The sequence below is a fragment of the Arenimonas sp. genome (genome assembly GCF_047602345.1).
Lineage (GTDB): Bacteria > Pseudomonadota > Gammaproteobacteria > Xanthomonadales > Xanthomonadaceae > Arenimonas.
This window is the reverse complement of sequence record NZ_JASGHN010000006.1, coordinates 1,202,209-1,228,914: the sequence shown is the minus strand read 5'-3', so window position 1 is coordinate 1,228,914 and position 26,706 is coordinate 1,202,209. Positions and strand designations below refer to the sequence as shown.

Annotated in this window: 28 protein-coding genes; 17 read left to right on the top strand and 11 right to left on the bottom strand. The window is 65.1% G+C overall.

Features of this window, described 5'->3' with window-relative positions; genetic code table 11:
- Nucleotides 1-46: 46 nt before the first annotated feature.
- A complete protein-coding gene (locus QM707_RS10270) occupies nt 47-589 on the bottom strand; it encodes a carboxymuconolactone decarboxylase family protein (RefSeq protein WP_415001753.1) in 543 nt (180 codons plus the stop codon).
- Nucleotides 590-694: 105 nt separating this feature from the next.
- Between QM707_RS10270 and QM707_RS10265 the strand changes: the two genes are divergently transcribed.
- Both QM707_RS10265 and QM707_RS10260 read left to right on the top strand, forming a co-directional pair.
- Nucleotides 695-1,525 (top strand): cupin domain-containing protein, encoded by an 831-nt coding sequence (locus QM707_RS10265; protein ID WP_415001752.1) that lies wholly within the window; start codon nt 695-697, stop codon nt 1,523-1,525.
- A gap of 173 nt (nt 1,526-1,698) precedes the next feature.
- Nucleotides 1,699-2,823, top strand: a complete 1,125-nt coding sequence (locus tag QM707_RS10260) for a fatty acid desaturase family protein (protein WP_415001751.1) — start codon at nt 1,699-1,701, stop codon at nt 2,821-2,823.
- Nucleotides 2,824-2,830: 7 nt separating this feature from the next.
- On the opposite strand, the gene QM707_RS10255 is transcribed toward QM707_RS10260, so the two are convergent.
- Nucleotides 2,831-3,388, bottom strand: coding sequence for a hypothetical protein (locus QM707_RS10255; RefSeq protein ID WP_415001750.1), 558 nt, complete (start codon nt 3,386-3,388; stop codon nt 2,831-2,833).
- A 172-nt stretch (nt 3,389-3,560) separates the two neighbouring features.
- Between QM707_RS10255 and QM707_RS10250 the strand changes: the two genes are divergently transcribed.
- Genes QM707_RS10250 through QM707_RS10240 form a run of 3 tightly spaced genes read left to right on the top strand, consistent with a single transcriptional unit; the run spans nt 3,561 to nt 5,457 of the window.
- A complete protein-coding gene (locus QM707_RS10250; RefSeq protein WP_415001749.1) occupies nt 3,561-4,550 on the top strand; it encodes a GlxA family transcriptional regulator in 990 nt (329 codons plus the stop codon).
- Nucleotides 4,547-5,140: an RBBP9/YdeN family alpha/beta hydrolase gene (locus tag QM707_RS10245; protein ID WP_415001748.1), complete on the top strand. Its 594-nt coding sequence runs from the start codon at nt 4,547-4,549 to the stop codon at nt 5,138-5,140. Before QM707_RS10250 ends, QM707_RS10245 begins: the two co-directional genes overlap by 4 nt.
- A gap of 2 nt (nt 5,141-5,142) precedes the next feature.
- A complete protein-coding gene (locus tag QM707_RS10240; RefSeq protein ID WP_415001747.1) occupies nt 5,143-5,457 on the top strand; it encodes a cupin in 315 nt (104 codons plus the stop codon).
- A 16-nt stretch (nt 5,458-5,473) separates the two neighbouring features.
- On the opposite strand, the gene QM707_RS10235 is transcribed toward QM707_RS10240, so the two are convergent.
- Nucleotides 5,474-6,427, bottom strand: coding sequence for a hypothetical protein (locus QM707_RS10235; protein ID WP_415001746.1), 954 nt, complete (start codon nt 6,425-6,427; stop codon nt 5,474-5,476).
- Nucleotides 6,428-6,548: 121 nt separating this feature from the next.
- Between QM707_RS10235 and QM707_RS10230 the strand changes: the two genes are divergently transcribed.
- Nucleotides 6,549-7,391 (top strand): tetratricopeptide repeat protein, encoded by an 843-nt coding sequence (locus QM707_RS10230; RefSeq protein ID WP_415001745.1) that lies wholly within the window; start codon nt 6,549-6,551, stop codon nt 7,389-7,391.
- A 14-nt stretch (nt 7,392-7,405) separates the two neighbouring features.
- Here the strand turns inward: QM707_RS10230 and QM707_RS10225 are convergent, their stop codons facing one another.
- Nucleotides 7,406-8,596, bottom strand: coding sequence for a hypothetical protein (locus tag QM707_RS10225; RefSeq protein ID WP_415001744.1), 1,191 nt, complete (start codon nt 8,594-8,596; stop codon nt 7,406-7,408).
- 63 nt (nt 8,597-8,659) lie between these two features.
- Between QM707_RS10225 and QM707_RS10220 the strand changes: the two genes are divergently transcribed.
- Nucleotides 8,660-11,011, top strand: a complete 2,352-nt coding sequence (locus tag QM707_RS10220) for a hypothetical protein (protein WP_415001743.1) — start codon at nt 8,660-8,662, stop codon at nt 11,009-11,011.
- A gap of 43 nt (nt 11,012-11,054) precedes the next feature.
- On the opposite strand, the gene QM707_RS10215 is transcribed toward QM707_RS10220, so the two are convergent.
- The gene (locus tag QM707_RS10215) at nt 11,055-12,857 is read right to left on the bottom strand and encodes an acyl-CoA dehydrogenase (protein ID WP_415001742.1); all 1,803 of its coding nucleotides are present in this window, start codon (nt 12,855-12,857) and stop codon (nt 11,055-11,057) included.
- Between the two features lie 300 nt (nt 12,858-13,157).
- Between QM707_RS10215 and QM707_RS10210 the strand changes: the two genes are divergently transcribed.
- The 7 genes from QM707_RS10210 to QM707_RS10180 all read left to right on the top strand — a co-directional run bounded on the left by QM707_RS10210 (nt 13,158) and on the right by QM707_RS10180 (nt 19,328).
- Nucleotides 13,158-13,574 carry a GFA family protein gene (locus tag QM707_RS10210; protein WP_415001741.1) on the top strand — a complete coding sequence of 139 codons (417 nt, stop codon included), beginning with the start codon at nt 13,158-13,160 and terminating at the stop codon, nt 13,572-13,574.
- Nucleotides 13,575-13,699: 125 nt separating this feature from the next.
- Nucleotides 13,700-14,227, top strand: a complete 528-nt coding sequence (locus tag QM707_RS10205) for a hypothetical protein (RefSeq protein WP_415001740.1) — start codon at nt 13,700-13,702, stop codon at nt 14,225-14,227.
- Nucleotides 14,228-14,302: 75 nt separating this feature from the next.
- Entirely contained in the window at nt 14,303-15,634 is a 1,332-nt protein-coding gene (locus QM707_RS10200) for a M1 family aminopeptidase (RefSeq protein ID WP_415001739.1), read from the top strand.
- Nucleotides 15,635-15,708: 74 nt separating this feature from the next.
- Nucleotides 15,709-16,575, top strand: coding sequence for an ATP-binding cassette domain-containing protein (locus tag QM707_RS10195; RefSeq protein WP_415001738.1), 867 nt, complete (start codon nt 15,709-15,711; stop codon nt 16,573-16,575).
- A complete protein-coding gene (locus QM707_RS10190) occupies nt 16,568-17,377 on the top strand; it encodes a hypothetical protein (RefSeq protein ID WP_415001737.1) in 810 nt (269 codons plus the stop codon). The genes QM707_RS10195 and QM707_RS10190 overlap by 8 nt, the downstream gene beginning before the upstream one ends.
- A complete protein-coding gene (locus QM707_RS10185) occupies nt 17,377-18,060 on the top strand; it encodes a hypothetical protein (RefSeq protein WP_415001736.1) in 684 nt (227 codons plus the stop codon). The genes QM707_RS10190 and QM707_RS10185 overlap by 1 nt, the downstream gene beginning before the upstream one ends.
- A gap of 14 nt (nt 18,061-18,074) precedes the next feature.
- On the top strand, nt 18,075-19,328 hold the full coding sequence (locus QM707_RS10180) for a hypothetical protein (RefSeq protein WP_415001735.1): 1,254 nt from the start codon (nt 18,075-18,077) through the stop codon (nt 19,326-19,328).
- 19 nt (nt 19,329-19,347) lie between these two features.
- Here QM707_RS10180 and QM707_RS10175 read toward each other — a convergent pair whose 3' ends face one another.
- The 6 genes from QM707_RS10175 to QM707_RS10150 all read right to left on the bottom strand — a co-directional run bounded on the left by QM707_RS10175 (nt 19,348) and on the right by QM707_RS10150 (nt 23,873).
- On the bottom strand, nt 19,348-20,814 hold the full coding sequence (locus tag QM707_RS10175) for a rhomboid family intramembrane serine protease (protein ID WP_415001734.1): 1,467 nt from the start codon (nt 20,812-20,814) through the stop codon (nt 19,348-19,350).
- Between the two features lie 96 nt (nt 20,815-20,910).
- Nucleotides 20,911-21,069 carry a DUF3309 family protein gene (locus tag QM707_RS10170; protein WP_415001733.1) on the bottom strand — a complete coding sequence of 53 codons (159 nt, stop codon included), beginning with the start codon at nt 21,067-21,069 and terminating at the stop codon, nt 20,911-20,913.
- A gap of 23 nt (nt 21,070-21,092) precedes the next feature.
- A complete protein-coding gene (locus tag QM707_RS10165; RefSeq protein ID WP_415001732.1) occupies nt 21,093-21,701 on the bottom strand; it encodes a hypothetical protein in 609 nt (202 codons plus the stop codon).
- Between the two features lie 213 nt (nt 21,702-21,914).
- Complete coding sequence (locus tag QM707_RS10160) at nt 21,915-22,943, bottom strand: magnesium transporter CorA family protein (RefSeq protein ID WP_415001731.1); 1,029 nt, start codon at nt 22,941-22,943, stop codon at nt 21,915-21,917.
- Nucleotides 22,940-23,503 carry a DNA-deoxyinosine glycosylase gene (locus QM707_RS10155; protein ID WP_415001730.1) on the bottom strand — a complete coding sequence of 188 codons (564 nt, stop codon included), beginning with the start codon at nt 23,501-23,503 and terminating at the stop codon, nt 22,940-22,942. The genes QM707_RS10160 and QM707_RS10155 overlap by 4 nt, the downstream gene beginning before the upstream one ends.
- A gap of 7 nt (nt 23,504-23,510) precedes the next feature.
- On the bottom strand, nt 23,511-23,873 hold the full coding sequence (locus QM707_RS10150; protein WP_415001729.1) for a hypothetical protein: 363 nt from the start codon (nt 23,871-23,873) through the stop codon (nt 23,511-23,513).
- A gap of 393 nt (nt 23,874-24,266) precedes the next feature.
- Between QM707_RS10150 and QM707_RS10145 the strand changes: the two genes are divergently transcribed.
- The 3 genes from QM707_RS10145 to QM707_RS10135 all read left to right on the top strand — a co-directional run bounded on the left by QM707_RS10145 (nt 24,267) and on the right by QM707_RS10135 (nt 26,674).
- The gene (locus QM707_RS10145; protein WP_415001728.1) at nt 24,267-24,680 is read left to right on the top strand and encodes a helix-turn-helix transcriptional regulator; all 414 of its coding nucleotides are present in this window, start codon (nt 24,267-24,269) and stop codon (nt 24,678-24,680) included.
- Nucleotides 24,681-24,772: 92 nt separating this feature from the next.
- Nucleotides 24,773-25,087, top strand: coding sequence for a PilZ domain-containing protein (locus QM707_RS10140; RefSeq protein ID WP_415001727.1), 315 nt, complete (start codon nt 24,773-24,775; stop codon nt 25,085-25,087).
- Nucleotides 25,088-25,162: 75 nt separating this feature from the next.
- Nucleotides 25,163-26,674, top strand: a complete 1,512-nt coding sequence (locus QM707_RS10135; protein ID WP_415001726.1) for an alpha/beta hydrolase — start codon at nt 25,163-25,165, stop codon at nt 26,672-26,674.
- Nucleotides 26,675-26,706: the final 32 nt, after the last annotated feature.

Here is a 26,706-nt window from a genome sequence, read left to right as displayed (position 1 = left end):
TGCGGAGGCCCCGTGGCGGGGCCTCCGTGGCGTGGCGCGCCGGCGATTACGCGGCGCGTTTCACCGCCGCCGGGAAATCGAGATCGGTGCGGGCGAGGTGGTTGGTGTAGTTGGTGAACACGTTGAGCATCACGCTCACCAGCACCTCGAGGATGTCGCCGTCATCGAAGCCCGCGGTCTTGAAAGCGTCGAGTTCAGCGGTCGGCACGTGGCCGCGATCGCGCACGATGGCCGAGGCCAGGCGCAGCAGGGCGGCATCGCGCGGCTGTTCAGCCTGCGCCTCGCGCGCCAGTTCGATCTGCGCCGGCGTCAGGCCTGCGCCCTTGCCGATGACCGAATGCGCGGCGACGCAATAGCCGCAATCGTTCGCTTCGCCTACGGCGAGTGCGATCTGTTCGCGCTGCCGGGCATTGAGTCGGCCGCTCGCGGTGAGGCCCGACAACTGCATGTAGGCGTTCAGCGCGACGGGCGAATGGGCGAAGGTGCGGAACATGTTCGGCAACACGCCGAGCTTGGCCTGGACAGCGTCGAGCGTGGCGCCGGTGGCGGCATCGACTTGCTGGCGGGTGAGGGGCTGGATGTAGGCCATGAGGGGTCTCCTGAGGGATGTGCGGATTGCACGGAAGCCACTCTAGGCTTGGCGAATGGACTAAAGGTGATATAAAGTCCGTAATAGTTAACCTATAGTCCAGTCATGGATCGCCTCAACGCCCTGCTGCACCGCTTCTCGGTCTCGGCCCGGATGTTCCATTCCGGCGCGCTCTGCGGCGTCACGCCCATCCCGACGCCGCCCGGCCTGGGGCAGCTGCACCTGCTCAAGCGAGGGCCGCTACGCGTCGAACACGGTCGCGACGGCACGACCTACGACGAGCCCACCTTGCTGTTCTATCCGCGCCCGCTCGCGCATCGTTTCGTCTCCGACGTCGAACGCGGTGCCGACATGGTTTGCGCGCTGGTCGAATTCAACGGCGGTGCGGTGAACCCGCTGGTTCAGGCCTTGCCGGAGTTCGTCGCGATGCCGCTGGCCGAACTCGACGAGGCGGCGATGGTGCTCGACCTGTTGTTCCGCGAAGCCTTCGGCGCGCAATGCGGGCGGCAGTCGGTGATCGACCGCCTGTTCGAAGTGGTGCTGATCCATGTGCTGCGCCGCCTGATGCAAGCCGGTGCGATGCACGACGGCCTGCTGGCCGGCATGGCGCATCCGCAGTTGCACAAGGCGTTGGTGGCGATGCACGAGGATCCGTCGCGCGCCTGGTCGTTGCCGGAACTCGCGGCGATCGCCGGCATGTCGCGCAGCAGTTTCGCCGCCGCGTTCAAGCAGGTGGTCGGCGAAACGCCTGGAGATTATCTCGCCGCGTTCCGCCTCTGCCTCGCCCAGGGCATGCTGCGCCGCGGCCTGGCGCTGAAGCACATCGCGATGGATGTGGGCTACGGCAGCACGGCGGCGCTGTCGCGCGCGTTCAAGGCCGGCTGCGGCGTGTCGCCGCGCGACTGGCGCAATGGCGAGGCGCAGGCGCGCGGCTGATCAGGGTGGTGGCGCGAGTACGGGACGGGAGGGCGGGGTACAATTCGCGCATCCGAAGAAGGGGCTTCGCGATTTCCACTTTCACGCACGCGCCGGAGACGTCCGGCTCCACGTTCGATCGGCCGCCGTTCGCGGCCATCGATCCCAAAGCCTTCGCTGCCGATGTCGAAGCCTTGCATGCCGAACTGAAAGCCGATCTCGGTCCGGCCGACTACGCGCACCTGCTGAAGATGATCTGGTGGTCGCGCCTTTGCACGCTGCTGGGCTATTCGGTCGCCTGGGTCCTGCCGAACCCGATATCGGCCCTGCTGATCGGCATCGGCAACATGGGCCGCTGGGCGACGGTGACGCATCCGATCATGCATCGCGGTTACGACCAGGTGCCGGGCGTGCCGGCGCGGCATACCAGCAAGCGTTACGCGAGGGGCTGGCGGCGTTACCTGGACTGGCTGGACTGGTTGCATCCCGATGCCTGGGCGCACGAACACAACCAGCTGCATCACTACCACACTGGGCAGCAGGAAGACCCCGATCTGGTCGAGCGCAATTCCTGGTTCATCCGTCACCGCGCGATGCCGCGTGTTTGCAAATGGCTGGTCGGCGGATTGCTGATGACGACGTGGAAGTTCAGCTACTACGCACCGAACACCTTCTTCGCGCTGAAACAGCAGCGCAGGATCCGCGCGCAGTCGCGCGAAGAGGCGAAGAACAATCCGCTGCCGACGATGGGCGAGGTGAAACGTTGGATCATTCCCGGCGAGCGCCTGTGGTTTCCTGTCAACGCCTGGGCGGTGGAATACTGGGCGCGCTGCGTGTTGCCTTACGGGCTGGTGCGTTTCGGCCTGATCCCCGCGCTGTTCCTGCCGCTGGGCACGAACGCCTGGCTGGCGGTACTGATCAATTCGCTGCTGGCCGAGGTCGTCGCCAACGTGATCACCTTCGTGACGATTGCGCCGAACCACACCGGCGACGATCTCTATCGTTTCGACAATCGCTGCAAGAGCCGCGCCGAGTTCTACCTGCAGCAATGCGCGGGCTCGGTGAACTACCCCGGCGGCAGCGACCTGCAGGATTTCCTGCAGGGTTATCTGAACTACCAGATCGAACACCATGTCTGGCCCGACCTGCCCTTGCTGAAGTACCGCCAGGCCGCGCCGCGGCTGAAAGCGATCTGCCGCAAGCACGGCGTTCCCTACATCGAAGAAAACGTGTTCAAGCGCTTCGGCAAGACCTGGTCGATCATGATGGGCGACAGCGACATGCTCCGTCCCGGGGCACCGCTGCCGACGGCCGGTTGATTGCGCGTCAGGCGGTCGCCATTCCCTTCTGCTTCGCCGCGATCTGGAACAGGCCCGCGGACAGCAGCCAGGGCAAGGCGAACAGGCCGATGAGTACGGCGGTGTAGAGTTTGTCGAGGCCGGCGATGGCGACGAAGATCGCGATGGCGACCTGTGCGATGGCGGCCGTCGCCATGACGATGGCCATGCCGCGGGCGGCGAAACGCACGCCGAATGCGCCGAACAGGGCGATGCCGATCACGCCGAGGAAAACCAGGTTCATCGGATTGCCTTCGCCCTGGATCATGCCGACAGCGAGATTCACCCAGACGGTCAGGAAGGCGGTGCCGACCGCGACGATGACGCCGGCGCGATAGGGCAGGTTGCTCGACATCCGCGAACCGATTTCGACCGCGGCGCAGGCGATCAGCAGCATCGCACCCATGACGGCGAAATCGCCGCCGCTCCAGTTGACGCCGGAGTCCGGGAAGAAACGCATCGCCAGTGCCGGCAGCGAGAGTAGGGCTGCGGCGCCGCCCCACATCAGGATCCGCCAGTACCCGTAGAGCTTGCTGCTGTTGTCCATGATCGCCGCCTTGCCGGAATCCGAGGTGTGGGCAGTGTCCGTGCACAGCATGATCCCGGGATGGGCTGTTTGTGAAGCGAGGGTGAAGCGCGCCCCGGTCTGGAGCGGGCTTGGCCGAAAAGATCAATAATAGGTCCGATCGGACATGTGTGGCTCGGGCAGGATGGCGGCTATGCGAAACACCCGGAAAATCGTTTTCGTGCTTTTCGACGGCGCCGACCTGCTCGACGTGACCGGGCCGGCGGCGGTCTTCGATGCCGCTCGCGATCGCGATGCGCGGGCCGACTACCGCATGAGCCTGTGCGCGAAGCGCAAAGGCCCGGTGCGCAGCAGCAGCGGCATCGCCCTGCATGCCGACAGCGATTTCGCCCGTGCGCCTTCGGCCATCCATACCCTGGTCGTGCCTGGTGGCCTGGGCCTGGACGAGGCGATGGCCGATGCCGCGCTGCTGGCGACGATCCGTCGCCTGGCCGCGCGCGCCGAACGCGTGGTGTCGATCTGCACGGGCGCCTTCCTGTTGGCGGCCGCCGGCTTGCTGGACGGTCGCCGTGCGACGACGCATTGGCGCTACGCGAACGAGCTGGCGCGCAAGTTCCCCGCACTGCAGGTGGAACCGGATGCGATTCATCTGCGCGATGGCGACATCTGGACCTCGGCCGGCGTGACCGCCGGCATGGATCTGGCGCTGGCCCTGGTCGAAGCCGACCACGGACAGGCCTTGGCGCTGGAAACCGCGCGCGCCCTCGTGCTCTATCTCAAGCGTCCGGGCGGGCAGAGCCAGTTCAGCGTGCCGTTGCAGGCGCAGTCGGCCGAACACGCGACGATCGAACGCGTGCGCCAGGCCGTGCTCGATCGTCCGGGCAAGGCCTGGACCGTGCAGATGCTGGCCGAACGCGCGGCGGTGTCGGAGCGGCATCTGCGCCGCCTGTTCCAGGACGAGCTCGGCATGAGTCCGCGCGAGTTCATCCACGGCACGGTGATGGAGCGCGCGCAGCGCCTGCTCAGCGATGGCGATGCGCAAGTGGCGGAGATCGCGCGACGTTGCGGCTACGGAAGTTCCGCGGCTTTCATCCGGCGCTTCCAGGCGACACTCGGTGTCAGCCCGACAGACTATCGCGCGCGCTTCCAGTCGCCGGCCGCTGGGCGGGAAGAACGTCGATGAAGGCGCGAGCGATCATCGCGCACTGCTGGACCGGCGCACCGGGAGACGGTTGGTATCCGTCGGCGGTGAGTGCGCTGGCCGAACACGGCATCGCCGCGCACGTGCCGGCCTTGCCCGATTCGCTGCATCCCGATCGGCAGGCATGGCAGGCCGCGCTGTCAGGGGCGATCGGTACACCGGAGGAATCGTTGCTGCTGATAGGTCACAGTCTGGGCGCGATCGCGCTGCTGCACTGGCTCACGCGCGCCGCCGCCGGATATCAGATCGATAGCCTGTTGTTGATCGCGCCGCCGCTGTCGCCCACCGGCGTCGCCGAGGTCGATCGTTTTCTCGATCCGCCGCCGGATCTGCGCGAAGCGCGACGTCGCGTGCGGCGCATCGATGCGATCCTAGGCGCGAACGATCCCTGGTTGCGTCCCGATCCGATGTCGCTATCGCGTCGGTTGCAGAGCGAACTCGGCGCGCAGGTTCGCGTGCTGCCCGACCGCGGCCATTTCGTGCCGGCCTCGGGCCAGACGCCCTTGCCAGAGCTCCACGAATGGACGCTCGCACGAACGCGCTTCCTGTCCGAAACCCTGTTGCAGGATTGACCATGGAAATCATCGAAGCCCGCGATTTCACCGCCGAACGTGCCTGGGGCAGCCGCGCCTTGATGGCGATGGGCGAGCACGCCGCTCGCCTGCATTGGACCGATCAGCCCTATCGCTGGCACCAGAACACGGGCGACGAGCTCTTCGTCGTGCTCGACGGAATCGTCGACATGCACTACGTCGATGACCGGGGCGAATGCCAGGTGGCGGCGCTGCAGCCGGGGCAGATGGCGCTGATGAAAGCCGGAGACCGGCATGTGGCGCATCCGCGTGGCGCGGCGCGCATCCTGGTGGTCGAGCGCTGCGACTCGGTTTGAATCGGATGCGTCGTCGCTAGGGCTTCGCGGCGGTGACGGGTTCTTCGATCAACCAATGCATCAGGTTCAGCACGAACTGGCCGTTGCGCTCCGCTTCGGGCGCGTTCATGCCCATCGGTTGTTTCTGCGGCCCCGCGAGCTGCGCGCTGAACATCGCCGCTTCGCCGAAGAACGCGGCGCGCCCCTGGCCGACCGGCATCACCGCGCCCTGCAGCCAGCCGCCGACGTCGAGATACGGGGTGTCGGCCTGGAAGGCCCAGGCGGTTTTCGGTTGCAGGGATACCGAGCCTTTCGGCATCACCATTAGCGCCTGCGCATTCGCCGGCGCGCGGAAGGCCTGGCCAGTGAAGCTGCGCAGGCTGGCGATGCTCTCGGCTTCGTTGCGTCCGCGCGTAATCGCATGATCGGCCAGGCCGCCGTCGCTGCGCCGGAAAATCGTCGGCCGCTCGATTACTTCGCGTTTGGCTTCGTCGGTGAAGCCTTCGAAGGCGAAGCCATCGGTGAACCGCACATCGAACGCCGCGGCGAGATTCGCCGCCGCGCCGGCCAGCGGCTGGTGATCGGCGATCAGCAGCAGCCGTCCACCGCCATCGACCCATTGTTTTACGGCCTCGACTTCAGAGGCAGTGAACGCGAAGGGCGTCGGCGAGGGATAACCGGCCCAGTCTTCGGTATTCGGCAAAGCGTTCGAGATCACCAATACCGTGCACGGCGACAACGTCTTCGCATCGAACGCGCCCCGGCTGGGCTGCACGACATAACCATCCCGTTGCAACAAGGCACCGAAGGCGAAGAATCGGCCGTCCAGCGTGTGGAAGTTGTGGTGCGCTTCGTCCAGGCAGACGACGGGGCCTTGTCCTTCGGTGAACGTCGGCGCACCGACCGCGGGACGGAAATCCTTGTCGGGCACCTGTTGCGCAGCGGCCGACGTGGCGAGAAAAAACAACGAAAGGGCGAAGAGCGGCTTCATGGCGTTTCCCCGTTGAGCGATGGCGCAGGGCTTCGCCCGATTGTTCGCTTGCGTTCTCGCCACCGCATGGCCCGAAAGTTGGGCCCGGGATAGACTGCCGCGAACCTGCCCGGAGCCTTCCATGCCGATTCGCATCGCCGTCCTGCCCGCCGTTCTCCTGCTTGCCGGCTGCGGCATCGCCGACAAGGCCACCTTGCAATGGCACGCCAGCACGTGCCTGGAAGGCGGCGTGGACCCGGAGGAGATCGCCGCCGCCTGCTCCTCGGTGATCCAGGGCGCGAAGGACGACAAGGAACTGTTGCGGAGCGCCTACCGCGAACGCGCCAAGGTCTCGTATGCATTGGGCCGCAAGGTACAGGCCCTGGCCGACCACTCGAAGATGATCGAGCTTGATCCAAATGATGCCGTGGCTTATCGCGATCGCGGCGCCCTTCGTGCCGAACTTGGCGACATATCGGCGGCCATCAAGGATCTGGAGGCATCGGCCCGGCTCGACCCGACCGATCCGGTGCCGTGGTTCAACATGGGTGTTGCCCGCTCGAAAGTCGACGATCGGGAAGGCGCGCTTGCTTTCAACGACAAGGCACTGAAGGTCCAGGCCGATTTCATGCCCGCCGTGGCCAATCGCTGCTGGCTGTTGGCCGTCTTGAATCGTGATCTTGATCAGGCCGGGAAGGCTTGCGAGTTGGCGCTGCAGCGCGATCCGCAGGACTCCAATACCTACAACACGCGCGGCTTCCTGCATTACCGCCTCGGCGAGTTCGAAGCCGCCATCGCCGATTACGACAAATCCATCGCCGGCGACCCCAAGGTCGGCTCCTCGTACTACATGCGCGGTATGGCCAAGCAGGCACTGGGCCGTCACGACGAAGCCAAGGCCGATATCGCCGAGGGAAAGAAGCGAGAGGCGAGTGTCGCCGAGCGCTATGCAAGCTTAGGCGTCGATGTGCCGCCCGTACCGTAGCCGAATACCAGCGCTTATCGCGCAGGGGTCGATTCCTTCGCGACAGCCTGCACCATCGCTTCGGAGTAAGGTTCGCCACTGGCTTCGCTGCGCGCCATCAGACCTTTCCATAGCGCGAAGATGTCGACGCCGAGTTTCTGGTAGCGCACGTAGCCGCAGGTGTAGTGCTCGCGCCAGGCCGTCGGCATCGCGGGGTCGGCGGCGCGTTTGGCTTCGGTGTCCTGACACTCCTTCTGCATGCCGGTGCTGTAGCGCGCCAGTTGCTCCGGCGTCCACAGGCCCGATTGCAGCAAGGCCTGCGACGACAGGGCTTCGGCGCCGCCTTCGTGCACCCAGGGCTGCGTATCGCCGATGCCGCCTCTCGCCACGAGGCCTTGCCAGACGTGCGAGAGTTCATGCGCGACCATCTGCTGCAGGCGTTCGCGCGCCAGCGGCGAATCATTCGTCAGTTGATTGCCTTCGAGCTTGTAGACGACCTGGCCGGGCAGGGCGCCGCCCTTGATGGAATAGCCGGGTTTGGCGAGGCCGGCGGCGCCGACGATCAGCGCCAGCGTACGCGGGGCCGGGCGACCGAGTTTCGCCTCGTACACGTTCGCGAGCTTCGCTGCGGTGTCGGCCATCGCCTCGCGCACCCAGGTCGGCGTCGCCGGATCGATGATGGCGCGGACACCGCCGATGGCAGAGATCTCTTGCGGGCCGACATAGGCATAGACGCCGATGTCACGATTCGCTTCTTCCGGCAGGAAGACCGTTTCGCCCGGCAGGCCCTTCAGTTCGATCTGCAGCAGCATGTTGCGCAGCACGCCGTTCTGGCGCACGCCGCCCATGAAGTGGCCGAGATAGATCGCCGTGCCGCCGTCGCTGTGTCGGTCCATCGGCACGTAGGAGTCGTGCGCCCAGGGTTCGTAGAGCTTCACGTTCACGCGCAAGGCATCGAAGGGCTTGCCGGTACTGCGAACGGATTCTTTCTTGTCCGCGTCGGTCGCGAGTTCGACGCCGGGTGTCGCCATCGCCCAGGCTTCGCCGCGGAAATTGACCACGGCCGGACCGAACTCGATCGCATCGACCCTCTCTTCCAGCCGATAGTCGGCGCGCCATGCGTCTTTCGAAACATGCGTCAGCGTCAAGCGACCTTTCACCGGTGGCGGCATGTCGGCGAATGCGAGGGAAGGAAGAAAGGCAAGAAGCAGCAGTAAGGCGCGCATGGGAAGAATGGGGGGTGAGGATGGAAGCGAGTCGGGATTATTTCAGTCGACAGGGAGTGAGACATGGCCCACAAGTTGGGCAGAACACCCGCCAATCCGGCAGGTTCGCGCAGTTATCGCATGCCGATGGCCGCGTATCGCGCTAGGCTGCGTTTAAGTCCGGCCTCGGGGATCATTCGCGTGAAGCGACAAATCGGCGTTGCATTCTTGTTGCTCGTGGCTTTTGCGACCCATGCCGACTCAGGTTTCGTGAAGGATGGTAGCTATTGGGCGGCAGCATTGAAGGACGAACGACTTCGCAACGAGGCTGTTTGCCGCCTGATCATGCGCGGCGAGTATGCCGATCTATCGCCGGTTCCGGCGTATCGCGAGAAGGTGCCCAACCTGGGATGCCGGATTCGCCGAGTGGTGGATGCGACAGCGCAGGCCAACGGTGCGTGGGTGGTTTTCCTCGAAAGCGAGTACTCCGACGACAAGCTCGCGGATGGTTCGAGGGGCGGTCATTTTCTGCTTTTCGATGCCTACGGGAGGATCGTGCCCGTTTTCGCGCGCAGCAATTCGCTCGAAGCGCCGGAAGGCATTCTGCGTTACGGCAGCGCCGGCAGCCAGGCGTTGGTGCAGATCATCGACGTCAGCAGTGGTCCCACCTCGAACGTTGATGTCGAAGTCTTGCACGTGATCCCTGCGACGATCGCGCAACGTCCTATTCTCAGTCTGATGCTGGCAACACCAGTGTCACAGGGTAAGGATGCGAAACCGGCGAGGTGGGCATGGCGAACTGTCGACAACGATCGCGACGGTCAAGCTGAGTTCGAACTAGGTCGAACCCAGGGCGATCGCTTCTCGGCGGTAGCGACCTACCGATACTCCACTGTAACGCAGCGATACGAAGGGCCGGAAGGAGCGTTGGCCGGCGACTTCCAGCGGCTCCCGGACGGTGCGATTGAGCATGATTTCAATCTCATACGCGCTTTCGGGAGTGCGCCTCGCGACTACGCGACGAAGCACAGGGCCCCATCGGGGAACCAGGCTGCGTCCGGGTCGATCTTGGAGCAAGACCCCGCCCGCAAGCAGTTCGGCGAACTGATGACACGTTTCAAGGCCGCCCGTGCGGCACGCGATCAGGGCGAAATGGAAGCGTCTCTCGACGCCACTATCAAGGCGTTTCCGGCGGGAGCGCGCTGGTGGTCTGAGTTGAAGGACGAGATGATGGATTTCGGCCTCCTGGAGCGGGGCCGATGCGATGCCGGTCTTCTTGCCGACAATGAACAGTTGAAGCGGGTCGCGCGTTTGCGAGAAACCATTCTGATATGCAAGGCGGCTAAGCTTCCGAGGGAATCGAATAAACAAATCGATGTGTTGATATCGGAGATATTCGACGGCCGAGCGAAGGACTATGGCCGCCAGGAACACGGGCTGTATGACAAGTTCGCACGACAGCCGGTGATCAACCGCCACGCGCTGGAGCTGATGGCGCAGAACCATCTGGGGGATACGCGTTTCGAACACGAGGGTGAAAGCGCATTGATCGAACAGATTCTGGCGGGTCGTGCCGACAATGTCCGTTTGCTGCTTGAGTCGGGTTATGACGCGGATGCAGGCGTTTCGCGGCAATGGCGCCGGAAGTATCCGCAGCCGGAGGGAGAAAAGATCTTCTATCCCTCGCCGATGCTGCCACTGCAGGCGGTCCGACAGTCGCTCGCCACGCGCGGGGAGCAGGCGATCGAAGTGGCGAAGGTGCTGCTGGCCGCCGGCGCCAACCCACATCGCCTCAAGTCCTATCCGCAATACGTGGCTTACCCACCTGCCGACCCTGTTCTGCAAGTGGAACTCGATCGCCTGCTTGCAGATGCGTCGAAGGCGCTGGATCCGGTTAGCACCGAGTTCCTCGGCTATCGGCTCGAATACGCACCCGAGCAAGAATCGCTGTACGCGCGATTCCTGGTAGGAAACGGGTCGGACAAACCACTATCCATTCCTGCCTGGAAGGATGGGGACGACTACCGAGTGGGAGGCTTGAATGCGGAGTCGCACCTCGAGTGGCGCATGCTCGGAGGTAGCGAATGGCAGAGCCCCTTGATGATCGAGCACGGTTGGTCGCCATCGACCAAGCTGATCATTCCTCCGGGCGAAAGCCACGAATTGCTATTCGAGATGAGCACTCACCATTTGTTGAATGTGCCGGAAGGAATGCGCTATCGCCTGTGGTTCAACACCTTTCCCGGGCAGCATCACTCCAACGCCTTTCAGTTGAACGACCCGCGTTACGAAGTCGAATCGGAACGCTTCGAGCGCAAGCGCGCCTGGGATATAGACCCGGAATGCGTGGCCTATGTCGAAGGCGAGGCCGACGACGGACATGATCGGCCTTTGCACCAGCATCAGGTCATAGACAAGTGCGAGCAGGGGAAGTGATGCGGGTCGGTCGTGGCCATCCAGCGACTGCCGTCGCTAGCGACTAAAACCAGGCTTCGTCCATCGCATAGGCGCTGTCTTCCGCCTCGCGCACGAGTTTCGCCGCCAGCTCGATCTGCGGCAGTTCGCTGGCGAAGAAGAAACGGCAGGCCTGCAGCTTGCCGCGATAGAAGTCGGTATCGACGGAATTGGCGCTCGGCAGTGCGCGCTGCGCGATGACGGCCGACTGCAGCCACATCCAGCCGATGCTGAGATGGCCGAGCAGGGTCATGTAGTGCTGCGCGTTGGCGAGCGCGAGTCGCACTTCGCCCGATAGCAGGCGCTTCGCGACGGCCTGCGTCGCTTCCTCGGCCAGCTTTACGCCAGCGAGCAACTGCAGGGCCAACGGCTGCAGTTCCGGAAGGGCCGACGCGTCCTGACAACCGGCGGCGATGCGCTGCAACAGCAGGCGCAGCGCGCCGCCGTTCTGCATCATCGCCTTGCGGCCGAGCAGGTCCAGGGCCTGGATGCCGTTCGTGCCTTCGTGGATCGGGTTGATGCGGTTGTCGCGATAGCACTGTTCGACCGGATATTCGCGCGTGTAGCCGTAGCCGCCGAGGATCTGGATCGCCAGGTCGTTCGCCTTCAGCGAATACTCCGAACCCCAGGCCTTGACGATGGGCGTCAGCACTTCGAGCAGCAGGGCGCTGTCGCGGCGTACCGCCGGGTCTTCGTCGTGGGCGAAGTCGACCAGTTGCGAGGCGTAGAAGCCCAGCGCCAGCGCGCCCTCGACCCAGCTCTTCTGCGACAGCAGCATGCGGCGCACATCGGCGTGTTCGATCAGTGCGATCGGCGCGGAAGACGGATCCTTCTGGTCGGCATGCCGGCCCTGGCGACGCTCGCGCGCGTATTGCAGCGAATGCAGGTAACCGACCTGACCCTGCAGGATGGCGCCCATGCCGACGCCGATGCGTTCCTCGTTCATCATGTGGAACATGTAGGCCAGGCCCTGGTTCGCTTCGCCGACCAGATAGCCATGGCAATCGCCGGCTTCGCCGAATTTCAGGAAGGTGTTGACGCTGCCGCGCTGTCCCATCTTGTGGTTCACGCCGGCGAGCTTGACGTCGTTGCGCGCCGCACGCGTGCCGTCGGCGTTGACCCGCCAGCGCGGCACGATGAACAGGCTGATGCCTTTCACGCCCGCCGGCGCGCCGGCGATGCGCGCCAGCACGAGGTGCACGATGTTGTCGCCGAGCTCGTGGTCGCCGGCCGAGATCCACATCTTCGCGCCGGTCAGGCGATAGCTGCCGTCCGCCTGCGGCGCGGCCTGCGTGGTGATGTCGGCCAGCGAAGACCCCGCCTGCGGCTCGGACAGGCACATCGTGCCGTAGTAGCGGCCTTCGTGGATCGGCTTCATGTAAAGCCGCTGCTGTTCCTCCGTGCCGTACACCGCGAGCAGGTTCGCGGCGGCGCGCGCCAGCGCGGGATAGGCGACGGTGCCGGGGTTCGCGGCCGAGAACATGCAATCGCAGGTGGAGGCGATGACGAAGGGCAGCTGCATGCCACCGTCGCTGGCATCGGCCAGCAATGCGGCGAAGCCGGCTTCGTTGAAGGCATCCATCGCTTCGGCGATCTCCGGGATCAGCTCGACCTTGCCGTCGACCATCTTCGGTTCGTTGAGGTCGCCCTTGCGGTTGTGCGGATAGAACTTGGCCACGGCGATCTGGTGCGCCAGCTCGATCGCGGCATCGAAAGTTTCGCGCCCGTGATCGGCGAAACGCGGGTAACGCGTCAGGCGATCCACGCCGAGCAGTTCGTACAGCATGAAATCGAGGTTGCGGCGATCGATCAGCGGGCTGGCGTTCAAGGCGGGGTCCTGGTCCGAGAAACGAAGGATTCGGCCAAGCATACCAATGCGTAGGGTCGAGACGCAGGCAACGGGTCCGCATGGCGACAGCCGTATGCCGCGCGACGCGTCGTTCTTGGCGCTATGCCATTGGTCATGCCCTGAAATTCGCGGGCGATAACCATTCGCAAGCATTCGCCGTGATTGCGCAAGGACCGTCCGGAAGTTGGCCGGCATGCGTGTCGCTTTCCGTACACCCGACTCGATCCCGCCGGCTGCGCCCGGGGAAGGGCGGTGGGTCGTACAACGGAGACACGCAGCATGATGTTGAGCGGAAGTTGCTTGTGCGGGGCCGTGCGCTACCGGATCGCCGGTCCGTTGAAGATGGCGGGGCACTGTCATTGTTCCATCTGTCGCAAGGCGCATGGCGCGGCCTTCGCGACCTGGACGATGGTGCGCACCGATCAGTTCCAATGGATCGCGGGCGAAGAATACCTGCGTGCCTATTCGTCTTCGCCGGATCGTCAGCGCCTGTTCTGCGGCGAGTGCGGCACGCCGATCGCGGCCACGCACAACGGCCATATCGGCGAGGTCGTGCTGGCTTCGCTGGACGATGAGCCCGGCGTGCGACCGCGCGAGCACATCTTCGTCGGATCGCGCGCCTGCTGGCACGAAATAACCGACGCCTTGCCGCAGTTCGTGCAGTGGCCGCCGGGGCTGGAGCCCGCGACCGCGTAAGCCAGACTGAGCGGCTGGCGAGGGACCGCTGTGCGAAACTGTGACGAAAGGCACTTCGCGGCCCGGTATTCGTGATCGAATATCGGAGATTCGCTGCGGAACCCGCACCCGATGGAACGAGCTCGATGAAACGTGCCCGCATCTCCTGGGATTTCTATCTCGCCCTGCTGGTCGTGGTGGTGTTGACCTTCCTCGCGCACGAGCTGGCGCATTGGCTGGCGGGCACCGCGCTCGGCTACGACATGGCGATGAGCTTGAACGGCGCATCGCCGCGCGGTGGATTCCTGTCGGAACGCGATGCCTTCCTCGTCTCCGGCGCCGGCCCCCTGGTCACGGTGATCCAGGGCCTGCTCGCCTTCTGGTGGACGCGACGCTCGAACCAGCCGACCGCTTACGCGTTGCTGTTCGTCGCCTGGTTCATGCGTTTCGCGGCGGCCTTCGTGAGCCTGATGCACCCCAACGACGAGGCGCGCATGAGCCTGGCCCTGGGTTGGAACATGTGGGTGCTGCCCGGCCTGGTGGTGACCTTCCTGTTCGTCCTGACCTGGGCCGCGAGCCTGCATCTGCGCATCGGGTGGAAGACCAATGTCGCCGCTTATCTGTTGTGCAGCGCTGCCTTCGCCGCGATCGTCTTCCTCGACGCGAAAGCCTGAACGCAGACAGTCGGGAAGGGCGTGTCGCCGGAAAGGCGCAGGTATGATCGCGGCGAATCCCTCTCGGCCCGACCGATGACGCATCGCTTCCGCTGGTTCCTCGTGCTGGCCGTCTGCGGCCTCGGCAGTCCGTTCGCAGAGGCGGCGGATCCGGCGGTCGCACGCGGGTTCGATGTGTTGCATTACGGCGTCCGGCTCGATCCGGATCTCGATGCGAAAACCTTGCGCGGTCGCGAAACCATCCGGCTGGCGCTGACGAGGGCGGGCCAGCGCGAGCTGGCGTTCGATGCCGGCGCTCTGGACATCGACTCCGTGCAGTACGAGGGACGGGAGCTGGCGTTCTCGAAAGAGGGCAAGCAACTGAAGCTCGCACTGCCGGAAGGATCGCCCGCCGGCAAGACGCTGGAGATTTCGCTGGCCTACCGCGGCGCGCCTACTTACGGCCTCGAATTCCATCCGGAAGAGAAGCAGATCTATACGATCTTCTCGACCAGCCAGTGGATGGTCGCGATCGACGCGCCGGACGAACGTGCGAGTTTCGCTCTTTCCGTCGCCCTGCCGGCTTCGTTCGACGCCATCGGGCATGGCAAGGCGAAGGTCGAACGCATCGATGCGAAACAGCGCCTGTTCCAGTGGCAGCAGAAGGTGCCGGTGCCGAGCTTCGTCTATGGTTTCGCGGCCGGCGAGTTCGCCGCGGCCGATACGCGTGCCCATGGTGTGGCATTGCGCATGCTTGCGCGCGACCCGCCGCCCGAATCACTGCGTCGCGTATTCGCCGATACCGGCGACATGCTGGCGTTCTTCGGCGAGCGCGCCGGTGTTCGTTACGAAGGGCGTTACGACCAGGCCCTGGTCGTGAAAACGGTTGGCCAGGAACTCGCCGGGTTCTCGCTGCTGTCGGAAGCCTACGGACAGGAAGTGCTGGAGGATGCGAAGAACGAAGGCCTCATCGCGCACGAAGCGGCGCACCAGTGGTGGGGCATCGGCACGACCTGCCGCGACTGGGGGCATTTCTGGCTCAATGAAGGATTCGCCACCTTCATGGCGGCAGCGTATCTCGAGCACCGTTTCGGCAAGGACGAATACCTGAAGTCGGTGGCGCGCTGGCGCGAGCGCACGGCGCGACTGGTGGCGGAAGGCAAGAACCACGCCCTGGTCTATCAACAATGGAAGCCCAGCGGCGACGATCGCGCCGTCGTTTACCAGCGCGGCGCCTACGTGCTGCATCTGCTTCGCGAACGCCTCGGCGAGGAGAAGTTCTGGAAAGGCATCCGCGACTATACGCGCGAACACCGCGGCCGCAGCGTGGAGACGGCCGATTTCCAGCGGGCGATGCAGCGATCCAGCGGCCAGGATCTGGACGGGTTTTTCCGCCAGCAGGTCTACGGCAGCGGCGGCCTGGACTGAAAATCCATGTCAGGCCTCGGGCGAATCCCGCTAGAATCCCGGCAACCGGCGTCGCCGGCCTGTCCGGAGGCGTCTTGATCTCGATACGGAACCTGTCCTTCGGCTACCGGAAGACGCAGCTCTACAAGGATTTCAGCCTCGAATTGTCCGAGCCGGGCGTATACGGACTATTCGGTCGCAACGGCAGCGGCAAATCCACCTTGCTGATGCTGTTGGCCGGCCTGTTGTTTCCCCGCGGCGGGAAGATCGCGCTGCAGGGGCATTCGCCGGCGCAGCGGCATCCGGATTTCCTCGCCAGCGTGTACATCGTTCCGGAGGAATTCCATCTGCCGGACCTGAAGCCGGCACGATTGGCGGAAACGCAGTCGGAGTTCTATCCGAACTTCTCGCGCGCGGCTTTCGACGAGTACCTGCGCATCTTCGAGGTGCCCGCCGAGCAGGGTTTCGGGGAAATGAGTCTCGGCCAGAAGAAGAAAGCGGCGATGGCATTCGCGCTGGCGACGTTCACGCCGGTGTTGTTGCTGGACGAACCGACCAACGGGCTCGACATCATCGGCCGCGACCAGTTCAAGGCCATCATGGCGCGCGAGGAACAGCGACGGCGAATCGTGCTGATCAGTACGCACCAGGCGCACGACCTCGAGCGCATCATGAGCCATATCCTGTTCATCGACGGCGCTTCCCTGGCCCTGTCGGCGCCGATGACGGAGCTGGCGCGCCATCTGCGCATGGGCGTGGCCCGCGACGTGCAGGAACTGGCGGCTGTCGAAGGCCTGATCCATTCCGAGGCGGTGGGCGAGCAGATCGCCTACGTCGCCGTGAATCGCAGTGGTCAGCCCGGCGCCGTGCATCTGGAGCTTCTGTACAGGGCGCTCAGTCTGGCCAAGAGCGACGTCATCGCCGCGCTGGACGCCCGCCGCCAGGAGGCAGCGCATGTTTGATCTGCGACGGTTCGCCCGACTGGCGAAGGCGCATTGGGCCGAGAACTGGAAATCCTATGCCTCGTTCTTCGGCGTGGCGATCGCGCTGCATTTCATCTTCGTCATGATCGCGCTCAGTGGAAAGCAGGGATTCACGACGTTCACGACCGCTGGCCAAGCCGCGACCTATTTCACCGGGCTATTCGTGCTGGGGCCGATTTTCGCGGCGCGCCAGTTCGGTGCCCTGGGCCGCCGCGACTCGGCCCTGCTCATGCTGATGCGGCCGGCCTCGACGTTCGAGAAGTGGCTGCTGTCGACGATGATCGTGATTGTCGGTTTTCCCCTGGTGAGCCTGCTGGCTTTCTATATCTGCGATATTCCCGCCTGGCTTATCGCCAAGTCGCAGGCGCAGGTCGCACTGGCGGAGCTGGGACCGAATGCCGCCAACCAGTCCTTGACCTTCGGGCTCAGGCCGGAAAACTACCTGCTGTTCGATCCGGTGACGACGTTCGATTCCTGGTGCGAATTCCTCACGGTCTGGCTGATGCTGCTCTTCCTGCAGGGCTTCGGCCTGTTCGGGTCGATCTACCTGCACCGGCTCCCGTTGCTGAAGACGTTCGTGGCGGGCTTCGTCCTGCTCCTGCTGCTGATCCTGGTCGGCACGGTGTTCGATAGCGAGCCGGACGCTTTCCTGGGTTATTGGGAATCGCGGCGTGCGTTGGGCGACTTGCCGAGCAGGCTCTATCCCATCCTGTGGTTCGTCCTGCCGGCCCTGCTCTGGTTCGGCGCCTACCGGGCGCTGAAAGAACGGGAGATCGCCTGATGAAACTCGCTCCCTGGCTGGCCGGCACCTCGCTGGCTCTGCTTCTCGCTACTGTCGCGACGGCAAAGTACGCCGACCCTGCCAGCAAGACCGTGGCGCTGGATGTGAAGGGCGTGCACATACTGGAGGTGCGCGGCGATGCCGATGTTTCCATCGAAATTTCGGCGCGCCGCGTGCCGTCGTACACCTATCGCGTCGCGGAAGGCAATGACGTATCGGTCGAACGCGTGGGCGAACGACTGATGATCCGCGCGAAGTCCGGTAGCTCGATGAACCTCGGAATCGCCATACCGCCGACGATCGACACTTTCGTGGTTGAGGGCGCCGGTTTCGAGGCCGAGGCGCCGATCGAGCGCGCCATCATCGGGGCCAGCGGCTACGTGCATTGGTCCGGCGACGTCGACAAGCTGGTTTTCCACGATGGCGGCGTGCCCTGCGATTGCAAGACGAGGCCGCACGGGAATTTCACGGTCAGGAAGGGCAGGATAGGCGAACTGCAGGTCTTGTCCGGCGGCGCCGACGTCAACCTCCATCGCCCCAGCACCATCGGCAAAGCCGAGCTCAGGCTGGGCGACGGCGATCTGACAGTGAACAACGCGAGAAGGTTGGAGCACATCCATCTGATCGCCGATCCGGCCGGTCCCGATGATGAAGACGATGACGACGAACATTCCTGGCGCTAGGTGGAAGTAAACGCATGAACCCACAAGCCCCGATCGTTCCTTTCTGGCATCGCCTGCGCGAGATCTCGTTGTATCCCCTGCAGGGTGCGGCGCTGGTCACCCTGGTTTCGTTGACGATCGCGCGCCTCGTGCACTACGCGCCTTTCGGGTGGTTGTTGAACCTGTTGATCTGGTTCGCCTTCTACAAGTACGCGGTCACGGTATTGCGGCGCACCGCCGACGGGCGCATGAGCGCACCCGAAGTGAGCTGGGAAGGCGAAGACTCCGGCTGGTTACAGGTGATGCTGCAGTTCGTGTTCGTGGTGTTCGCCGCGATCGGGTTCCTGGCGTTCGGCGTAGCCGGAGGAACATTGGTCGCGATCGTGCTCAGCATCGCCCTGCCCGGCGCGACGATGTCGCTGGCGATGGACGAGGACTTCCTCAAGGCCATCAATCCGTTGACGTGGGTCGCCATCGCCACGCGCATCGGCTGGCCCTATCTCGCCGTCGCCGGCCTTTGCCTGGTGATCAGTTTCAGCGAAGCCAATGCCCAGGTCGTGGTCGAGAAGCTGCCGCCGGTGCTCAACGTGCTGGTGTTCTATTTCATCGCGCAGTACGCCGCCCTGGTGACCTTCCACCTGATGGGCTATCTGATCTACCAGTACCACGAGGAACTCGGCCACGAGATCGAAGCGCCCGCCGCGCGGCGCAGCCTGTCTTCCGATCCGGACCAGGCCTTGCTCGACCAGGCCGAGAGCCTCGTGCGCGAAGGCCAGACGCAGCAGGCGGAGGACCTGCTGGGTGCGCAGATCCGGCAGCGCGGCGGCACGCCGGCCGTGCACCTGCAGTACCGCAGGCTGCTCAAGTTGCGCGGCGATGCGGCGAAACTGAGCGCGCATGGGCGCGACTACATCGCCATCCTGCTGGCGCAACAGCAGGAAAAGATCGCGCTCGACATCGCTCGCGACAGCCTGGCCGGCGACCCCGGCTTCGTGCTCGCGCAGCCCGAGCAGGTGAACGTGCTGGCGCAGAAAGCCGTGCAACTCGGCCAGTCGCAACTGGCCTTGCAGCTGGTGGGCGGTTTCCATCGCCGCTATCCGCGTCACGCCGATGTCGCGCCGAATGCTTTGCTCGAAGCGCGCCTGCTCGCCGACAAGCTCGGCCGCGATCGGGACGCGCTGACGCTGCTGGCCGAAACGCGCGATGCGTTCATCGGTCATCCGCTGCGTTCCGAGATGGAGACGTACCGGAGTTTCCTCGAATCGCTGGCGGGCTCTTCGCGCGGCTAAGGGTGTGCGTGCCGACGCCTCAGCCGGCCTGGCGCAGGAATTCCGCCTTGCCGGTTTGTGCGCTGCCCGGAAAACGCAGGCTGAGGTTCTGCGCCGCGCGTTCTGCGCGAGCGCGATCCTTGCCCTGCAGGGCATCGCGCACCAACTGCAGCCAGGCATCGGCCAAGGCGGGCGACGCGCTGTCTTCATCGTGCAGCGTTTGCAGCAGGGACTCGGCATCGTCCAGCGCGCCGATGTCCAGCCAGCGCCTGGCGAGGTCCAGCAGTTCGCTTTCCGGTATCGGCAAACGCGATTCCAGGCCGAGCCAGTCGCCCAGCGTTTCGCGCATCTGTTGACGCTCGCTGGCGCCGCCATCGCGGTGCCGCAACACGCGCGCGGCCGCATCGGCCAGTTCCGGTCGTCCCGGCTGGTAGCGACAGCAGCGATACCAGGCGAGCAGGCGCGGCAGCGGCGGCGCCGCCCGTTTGATCAGCGGCCGCAACAGTTCCCGCGCCGGGCCGGTCTCGAGTTTGCCAAGATGCAACATCGCCCGGTGGAAATCGGCCTCGCCATCGTCGCGCACCGGTTCGTCCTGCAGGAACGCTTCGCGGCGCCAACCCAGCCGCACGGCGGCCAGCCCGAGCAATGCGCCGCTGACGATGCCGCCGGCATGCACATCGAAAGCCACGCGCGAGTCCTGGGTCAGCGTCAGGTTCAGCACCTCCCAGCCAAGCCATAGCGGCAGCAAGGCCAGCGCCGGCACGCGCACGTAGTCGAAGACGACGAAAAACCAGTAGAAAACTCGCACCTTACGCATGCCCCAGAGCACGCAGTACGCACCCATCAGGCCGGCGATCGCGCCGGAAGCGCCGAGACCGCCGCCGGTTTCGCCCCAACGCCAGGCTAGGCTGACGAGCTGGCCGCCAAGGCCGCCCAGCAGATACAGCAGCAAGAAGCGGCCGCCACCCAGCGCGCCTTCCACCAGCAGGCCGAGGAAGGCGAGAAAAACCATGTTGCCGAACAGATGGCCCGCATCGCCATGCAGGAACATCGCGGTGAACGCGCGCACCGGGCTCCATTCGGAGAAGAGCATCATGTGGCGCTCGGTGAACGTGGAGTTCCAGCGGCGGTCGAATTCCTCGCGCAGCGGCCGCCACACTGCGAACTCGCCTTGTTCCGGCGTGATGACCCGATCGGCGCGCAGTTCGGCGAGGAATTCCTGGTCGTTCTGGATCGCCGAAATCAGTTGGTGGATCGGTGGCATGGCGCCGGATTCTTCGTCGAGGTCCGGCAAGGCTTGGCCACGTTCGGCCAGCCAGCGTTCGTAGGCCGGCGCTTCGTAGCGCGCGATGCCGGCCTGCTCGTAGTACTGCGCCGCGCCTTCCAGCACGCGCGCATCGCGCGTCTGCCAGCCGAAATAGACCAGCACGTTGACCAGGATCAGCAGCGCGGTGATGAAGGGAAAGTTCGCCCGCGTCAGCGGGCGATGCAAGGGAACGATCAGCACGAGGGTTTCCGCGCGGGAACTGCGCGCCAGCATACTTCAAGCGCGCAGCGGCGCGGAGTCCGGGCGATGCCGCTTACTTCCCGCGCCGGAACCGGATCAGAGTCGCCCCAACAGCAGTAGCACGATCACGATCACCAGCACCGCGCCCAGGCCGCCGCTGGGCGCATAGCCCCAATTGCGGCTGTGCGGCCAGGCCGGAATGGAACCCAGCAACAGGATCACCAGGACGATCAGGAGAAGTAGCGAAAGCGACATGGCCGGCTCCTTGGCGTTGGGGGTCAGAGCATCTTTTGGCGCGACTGTTCCGCGCGCGAAGCGCCGATCGCCGTTTCGACATGCCTGATCTCTTCCGGTGGCGGCAGCACGGCGGGGAAACCGAGATAGTCGATCCACAGCTCTCGCGACCAGCCCTTCGTGTGATACAGGTGATGGTCTTCGTCCTGCTCGACCGATTCGTAGGCCGCCAGCAACACCTTCGCTTCCGGGCTGGCGCTTTGCCTGGCGATGTGCCCGATCAGTTCCCAGTTCGCATGGTCCTTCGTTTCGGCCAGGCAGACGCATTCGGTGGCGACGAGTTCGGCGGCAGGCGCGTCGCCGTTGGCGATCGCCATCTTCATCGCCTGTACCAGCGACGTACCGATGTTCTGCACCACCTGACGGCCCGGCGTCATGACGGTGCTGTCCAGGCCCAGCGTCTCCATCACGCGCTCGACGACCTGGACATGGCGCTTGGTCTGTTCGAGGTATTCCTGCCATTCCTTGCGCAGGTCGTCGTTGACGGCGCAGCGGATCGCCGTCTGGTAGATCAGCACGCCGCCGAGTTCGGTTTCCAATGCCTGGTACAGAAGCTCAGCGATCTGTTTCGAATTTGCATGCGACCTTGCCATGGTGGCTCCGTGGATGGTGTCGGGACGAGCCGCGACGTGCGGCAATCCTGCGCAGCACGAGGCGTGCCAGCGATCGAATGCCGGCGTGTCGCGCTGCCGGCGTCATCAGCATCGTGCGAATCGAACCGTTCGGTCGCTTCGGCCTGCAATGCGCATGCCGCAGGGTCCGGTCGGCCCCGGAGCGAAGCGAGCGATCTGCGGGGCGGGATTGAATCAGAACCAGCGGCGGCGGCGACCGAGCCAGGCCGAGCCGATGGTCAGCAGGGCCATGCACGACACCGCCGTCCAGAATCCGGTGCCGGCCGAACGGAAGAAGGGCGCATCGAAGTTCATGCCGAGTACGCCCGCCAATACCGCCAGCACGCCGATGACGACGGTCGCGAAGGTCAGCACCTGCATCTGCTGGTTCGTGCGCAGGGACATCCGGCTGCTGAACAGGCCGAAGCTCCCGGTGACCAGCTCGCGGGCGTTCTCGACGATGTCCATCGCGCGCTCGAAGCGTTCGTCCAGTGCGACGAAATGCCGGTTGGCGGCGCCGCTTTCCTGCGGCCGGAAGTCCGGCCGCGCCATTCCGCCGAAGACGACGCGGTGCGGCGCCAGCATGCGTCGCAAGCGCGAGGCGCCGGCGCGCAGTTCGCGCAGCTCGGCCATGCTGTCGCCGTCGCGATCGGCCAGGATCGCGTTTTCCAGTCGATCGACGGCCAGGTCGAAACGCGATGCGGCCTCGAAATACGTCGATAGCTGCCAGTCGAGCAGCGAAGCCATGAAGCTGGACGAGGTCAGGCGGCCGAGCGCGGTTTCGCCGGCCTCGCGCGTCGTGATGGCATCGATGAACGGGATGGCATTGCGATGCAGCGAGATGACCAGGTTCTCGCCGGCGAGGACCGTCAGCACGCTGCCCTGGAATCTGATGCCGTCGCCATCGTCGACCGCGACCGTCCGCGCCCAGAAGAAACCGCCGCAGTTGTGCAGCGAAGGCGAGGTCTCGCGCGAGCGCATCGCTGCGGACGCCGCCGCCGGGATGCCCAGTGCGACAGCGATGCGGTCCAGCAGCGCATCGTCGTCGCCTTGCAAGTCTATCCACAGCAGCCGGTGTTCCTCCAGGGCCAGAGTCGTGAGATCCGCCTCGTCCTGGACCACGCGATCCATGCCTTCCGAATCGAACAGCAGCATGCGCAGCCGCGCCTGCCGGGAACGGTCGCTCGCGTCTGACGGCAGCGGCGGGTCGGCGGGGCCGATCATGTCGTCGCCATCGCTGGCCGATGCGCGAGCAGAGCCGAAGCCCAGACGCGGCGCTTGCTCTCCAGCGGCACCGAGGCATAGGCGGGGCTGGTGGATGGCAGTCGCTGGAAGCTCGGTGGATCGTCGGTCGCTTCGAAGCCGATGCGCAGGCGGTAGACCTTCTCGGCGAAACTGCCGTTGAAATAGACGTGGCGAATACGCGGATGCGCGCGCAGCAGCCCCGGCAGGTCGTTGGTCTCGAGGCTGCCGACATCGATCGCACTGTCGAGGCTGCCGTCGCGCTGGCAACGCCCGACCACGTCCCAGACCGCGATGCGATGCAGTCGCAAGGCATCGACGAGATGCGGGTACGGCCCGTCCGCGGCGAAGCCGTATATCTTGCCGAGGATCGGCCAGAAACCGTTGCGGGGATGCGCGTAGTAGCGGCCCAGACGCAGGGATTCGTTGCCCGGCATGCTGCCGAGGATCAGGCACTCGCTGTCGTCGTCGACGATCGGTGCCAGCCCCTGCAGTTTCGCAGCCGGGCAGGGCGTCGCGGTGTCCGGGCTGTTCTCCGTCATAGGGGCATCATTGCTCAGTCGCGCGATCGTTCGGATGGGCATTCAACCAGGCCCAGACGTCCAGCATGATGATCTGCGCGCGAAACCAGTCAAGCTCGGAAGCGCATAGTTCCTTCCACAAGGCCTGGAGATCGTCGGCGTCCTCGGGCATCTCGTACGTTCCGAAGGTCATCAGCCCCAGCGCGTAGGCGGGGCAGGCGTCGTGCCAGTCCAGGCCCTTCAAATGGGAGAAATGATTGCGCGCGAAACGGTCGAACTCCGAGCTGACGTCGAGCATGTCTTCGTAGGGCAGGCAGTCCGCCACGGAATGCATGCGCACCAGCCGCGAAACCACTTGTTCATGCCTGACGCGATCGAAGCCGCGGTTCATCACCGGCGCCCCTTCTCCCATGCCGCCGGAGCCATGCAGCTCTTCCCCGACGCTTCCCAAGAACTTTGCGTTGTTGCGAAAAATGCCTGACACGATCGCTTATTCCATGCTTACGCCTGTTCGCCGCCTCCTGCCCGCGGATGACTCCTCCGCGCGCGAACATTGCCGGCCGGCAAGGCCGGTTGCCGATGCTTTCGCAAGAACCGTGCCGGCCGTAGCTTCAGTCCGATCGGCGACACGGGCGTGCGGGCTGCAGGAGGTGGCGCGATGCATCGTGCAGCCTGCGCGGCCATCGGCGTGCGCAGCGATGCACTATGGAGGCCTGTCCCGTCGGGTATCGGCCCGCAGCGGCGGATAAGATGGCGGAAGACGAAGCGCGGGCGGAGGCGGGGCATGTGGAAGCGAGCGGTCCATTACGGCGCATGGTTGGCCGGCGGTGCGATCGCGCTGCAATGGCTGGACTACCGCCGCCTGGCGCATGTCTATCCGGGCGAGATCTATGTCTTGCTGATCGCCGCCGGCTTCCTGGCCCTGGGGATCGTGCTGGGCGTGCGCATCTTCCGCCCGCCGCCGGCCGTGCCGTTCGACGGCAATCCGAAGGCGCGCGCGGCCCTGGGAATGAGCGAACGCGAACTGACCGTGTTGCAGGAAATGGCGGCCGGTTATTCGAACAAGGAAATCGCCCGGCGCTTGGACGTGTCGCCGAATACGGTGAAGACCCATGTCGCGCGCGTGTTCGAGAAGCTCGGCGAGAATCGCCGCACGGCCGCCGTGCGGCGAGCGCGGGAACTGGGGCTCGTGCCCTGAAGCGGAAAACCGGGGAAAGGCCGGTCCTCCCCGCGTCCGATGCGCCCGCGGGGCCTGTTGCGGGTAGCCGGGACTGGGCGCACCATCAACAAATGAACCGGTCCGATCATCGGCGGCACGCACGCGAAACCGTCGCCCTGGCGGCGGTGGTCTCGCCGAACGAGCGCGAATCGCTGGCAGCCGTGATGGATCTGTCCGAAGGCGGCGCGCGGCTGGAATGGGAGGTGCGCGACGACGTGACGGTCGGTTCGTCGCTGCGCCTGTGCTTCCTGCTCGATCGCGAACAGGCCATCGACGTAGACGCGCAGGTCGTGCGCCTCGACGAGGGTTATGCCGGCGTGCAGTTCCTGCCGGCGCAGCAGGATATCGTCCGGCAGCTTCTGGCCGAGATCCGTTCCGACGATTGAGCCCCGCGTCCCGCGCCGGTTCGGCGCCGCGTCGTCGATCGCCGCGTCCCCGATGGCATCCGATACCATCGGCCGATGGATACCGAACGCCTCCGACGCCTTTCCGGCCGGCTGCTGCGCCTGCTGGTCTGGTTCGCCATCCTGCTTGCGCTTCTGTTGCTGGCGCTCGCGTTCGAATCACGCAAGCAACCCGATCTGCGGCGGTGGCATCGCCTCCCCCTGCAGAACGAGGCGGTGGCGCGCGACATGCGCGAAGCTTACGACTGGTCGCAATACCTGCGCGCCGAAGAAACCGTGTTCCGCGAATTGTCGCAGGGCATGCATGGCGCCGATCTGCGAGGCGGCTATCGCTACGATCCCGCCCTGCGACTGGGCGCACAACCCGGGGGACGCGACTGGAATCGCTCGCAGCAGCACTTCCCGGCACAGGCGCGAGGCGCCGTGCTGTTGTTGCACGGACTGACCGATTCGCCCTACAGCCTGCGCCACATCGCGGCGCTGTACGAGCGGGCGGGTTACGCCGTGATCGTGCCGCGCCTGCCGGGCCATGGCACGGTGCCCGCCGGATTATTGGGCGTGCAATGGCAGGACTGGCGCGCGGTCGTACGGGTCGCGGCGCGCGAATTGCGGGCACGCGTCGGACCGGACCGGCCTTTCCATGTGGTCGGCTACTCCAATGGCGCGGCGCTCGCGCTGCAGTACGCGATGGATGCCGCCGAATCCGACGAGGCGTCCTTGCCGCGGCCCGATCGGCTCGTCCTGCTGTCGCCGATGATCGGCATCGGCCGTACTGCGGCGGTATCGCGCCTGCTGCCCTTGTACGGCAGCATTCCCTACTTCGAGAAGTCGCTCTGGCTGGAAGTGCAGCCGGAGTTCAATCCCTACAAGTACAACTCATTCCCGGTCAACGGCGTCGTGCAGTCGCACCTGCTGACTTCGCTGATCCAGGCGCAGCTGCTGCGCCTGCAGGGCAGCGGAGCCGCTGGAAAACTACCGCCTATCCTGGCTTTCCAGTCGGTGCTCGACAGTACGGTCAGCACGCGCGACGTCGTCGATCGACTGTTTGCGCACTGGCCCGCCAAAGGCAGCGAGCTCGTGCTGTTCGATATCAATCGCGCCAGCCTGCTGGCGCCGATGCTTTCGCATTCCGCATCCGGATTCGCCGCGTCGCTGCCGGGCGAGGGTCCGCACGCGTATCGCCTGACCTGGATCGTCAACCGGACCCCGGGCAGTCTCGACGTGGACGAGCGCAGCGTGGCGGCGGGCGAAAGCGCGGCCCGCGTGCGGCGACTCGGCTTGGCCTTTCCGGGCAGCGTGTATTCCTTGTCGCATGTGGCTCTGCCGTTCCCGATGCACGACAGCTTGTATGGACTGCAGCCGCACGCCGACGCCGATTCCGGCATCCACCTCGGCACGATCGCCCTGCATGGCGAGCGCGGCGCCCTCGTCGTCGGCGCGGATCAACTGATGCGATTGAACTACAATCCCTTCTATCCGTATCTGGAAGCGCGCATCGCCGAGTCGCTGCCCGGTGCCCAGGCATCCGATGTCGTATTTGCGGGCGAGGCATTCTCCCGCACGCCCTGAGTCGATGTGCTTCATGCGGCGCTCATGTTTGT

Coding starts and splice junctions, on each gene's coding strand:
- QM707_RS10190 (WP_415001737.1), top strand. CDS start 16,568: ATGTTTGATCTGCGACGGTTCGCCCGACTGGCGAAGGCGCATTGGGCC.
- QM707_RS10265 (WP_415001752.1), top strand. CDS start 695: ATGGATCGCCTCAACGCCCTGCTGCACCGCTTCTCGGTCTCGGCCCGG.
- QM707_RS10185 (WP_415001736.1), top strand. CDS start 17,377: ATGAAACTCGCTCCCTGGCTGGCCGGCACCTCGCTGGCTCTGCTTCTC.
- QM707_RS10250 (WP_415001749.1), top strand. CDS start 3,561: ATGCGAAACACCCGGAAAATCGTTTTCGTGCTTTTCGACGGCGCCGAC.
- QM707_RS10205 (WP_415001740.1), top strand. CDS start 13,700: ATGAAACGTGCCCGCATCTCCTGGGATTTCTATCTCGCCCTGCTGGTC.
- QM707_RS10145 (WP_415001728.1), top strand. CDS start 24,267: ATGTGGAAGCGAGCGGTCCATTACGGCGCATGGTTGGCCGGCGGTGCG.
- QM707_RS10200 (WP_415001739.1), top strand. CDS start 14,303: ATGACGCATCGCTTCCGCTGGTTCCTCGTGCTGGCCGTCTGCGGCCTC.
- QM707_RS10210 (WP_415001741.1), top strand. CDS start 13,158: ATGATGTTGAGCGGAAGTTGCTTGTGCGGGGCCGTGCGCTACCGGATC.
- QM707_RS10180 (WP_415001735.1), top strand. CDS start 18,075: ATGAACCCACAAGCCCCGATCGTTCCTTTCTGGCATCGCCTGCGCGAG.
- QM707_RS10255 (WP_415001750.1), bottom strand. CDS start 3,388: ATGGACAACAGCAGCAAGCTCTACGGGTACTGGCGGATCCTGATGTGG.
- QM707_RS10140 (WP_415001727.1), top strand. CDS start 24,773: ATGAACCGGTCCGATCATCGGCGGCACGCACGCGAAACCGTCGCCCTG.
- QM707_RS10270 (WP_415001753.1), bottom strand. CDS start 589: ATGGCCTACATCCAGCCCCTCACCCGCCAGCAAGTCGATGCCGCCACC.
- QM707_RS10170 (WP_415001733.1), bottom strand. CDS start 21,069: ATGTCGCTTTCGCTACTTCTCCTGATCGTCCTGGTGATCCTGTTGCTG.
- QM707_RS10220 (WP_415001743.1), top strand. CDS start 8,660: ATGGCCCACAAGTTGGGCAGAACACCCGCCAATCCGGCAGGTTCGCGC.
- QM707_RS10225 (WP_415001744.1), bottom strand. CDS start 8,596: ATGCGCGCCTTACTGCTGCTTCTTGCCTTTCTTCCTTCCCTCGCATTC.
- QM707_RS10155 (WP_415001730.1), bottom strand. CDS start 23,503: ATGACGGAGAACAGCCCGGACACCGCGACGCCCTGCCCGGCTGCGAAA.
- QM707_RS10240 (WP_415001747.1), top strand. CDS start 5,143: ATGGAAATCATCGAAGCCCGCGATTTCACCGCCGAACGTGCCTGGGGC.
- QM707_RS10135 (WP_415001726.1), top strand. CDS start 25,163: ATGGATACCGAACGCCTCCGACGCCTTTCCGGCCGGCTGCTGCGCCTG.
- QM707_RS10160 (WP_415001731.1), bottom strand. CDS start 22,943: ATGATCGGCCCCGCCGACCCGCCGCTGCCGTCAGACGCGAGCGACCGT.
- QM707_RS10235 (WP_415001746.1), bottom strand. CDS start 6,427: ATGAAGCCGCTCTTCGCCCTTTCGTTGTTTTTTCTCGCCACGTCGGCC.
- QM707_RS10230 (WP_415001745.1), top strand. CDS start 6,549: ATGCCGATTCGCATCGCCGTCCTGCCCGCCGTTCTCCTGCTTGCCGGC.
- QM707_RS10150 (WP_415001729.1), bottom strand. CDS start 23,873: ATGAACCGCGGCTTCGATCGCGTCAGGCATGAACAAGTGGTTTCGCGG.
- QM707_RS10165 (WP_415001732.1), bottom strand. CDS start 21,701: ATGGCAAGGTCGCATGCAAATTCGAAACAGATCGCTGAGCTTCTGTAC.
- QM707_RS10245 (WP_415001748.1), top strand. CDS start 4,547: ATGAAGGCGCGAGCGATCATCGCGCACTGCTGGACCGGCGCACCGGGA.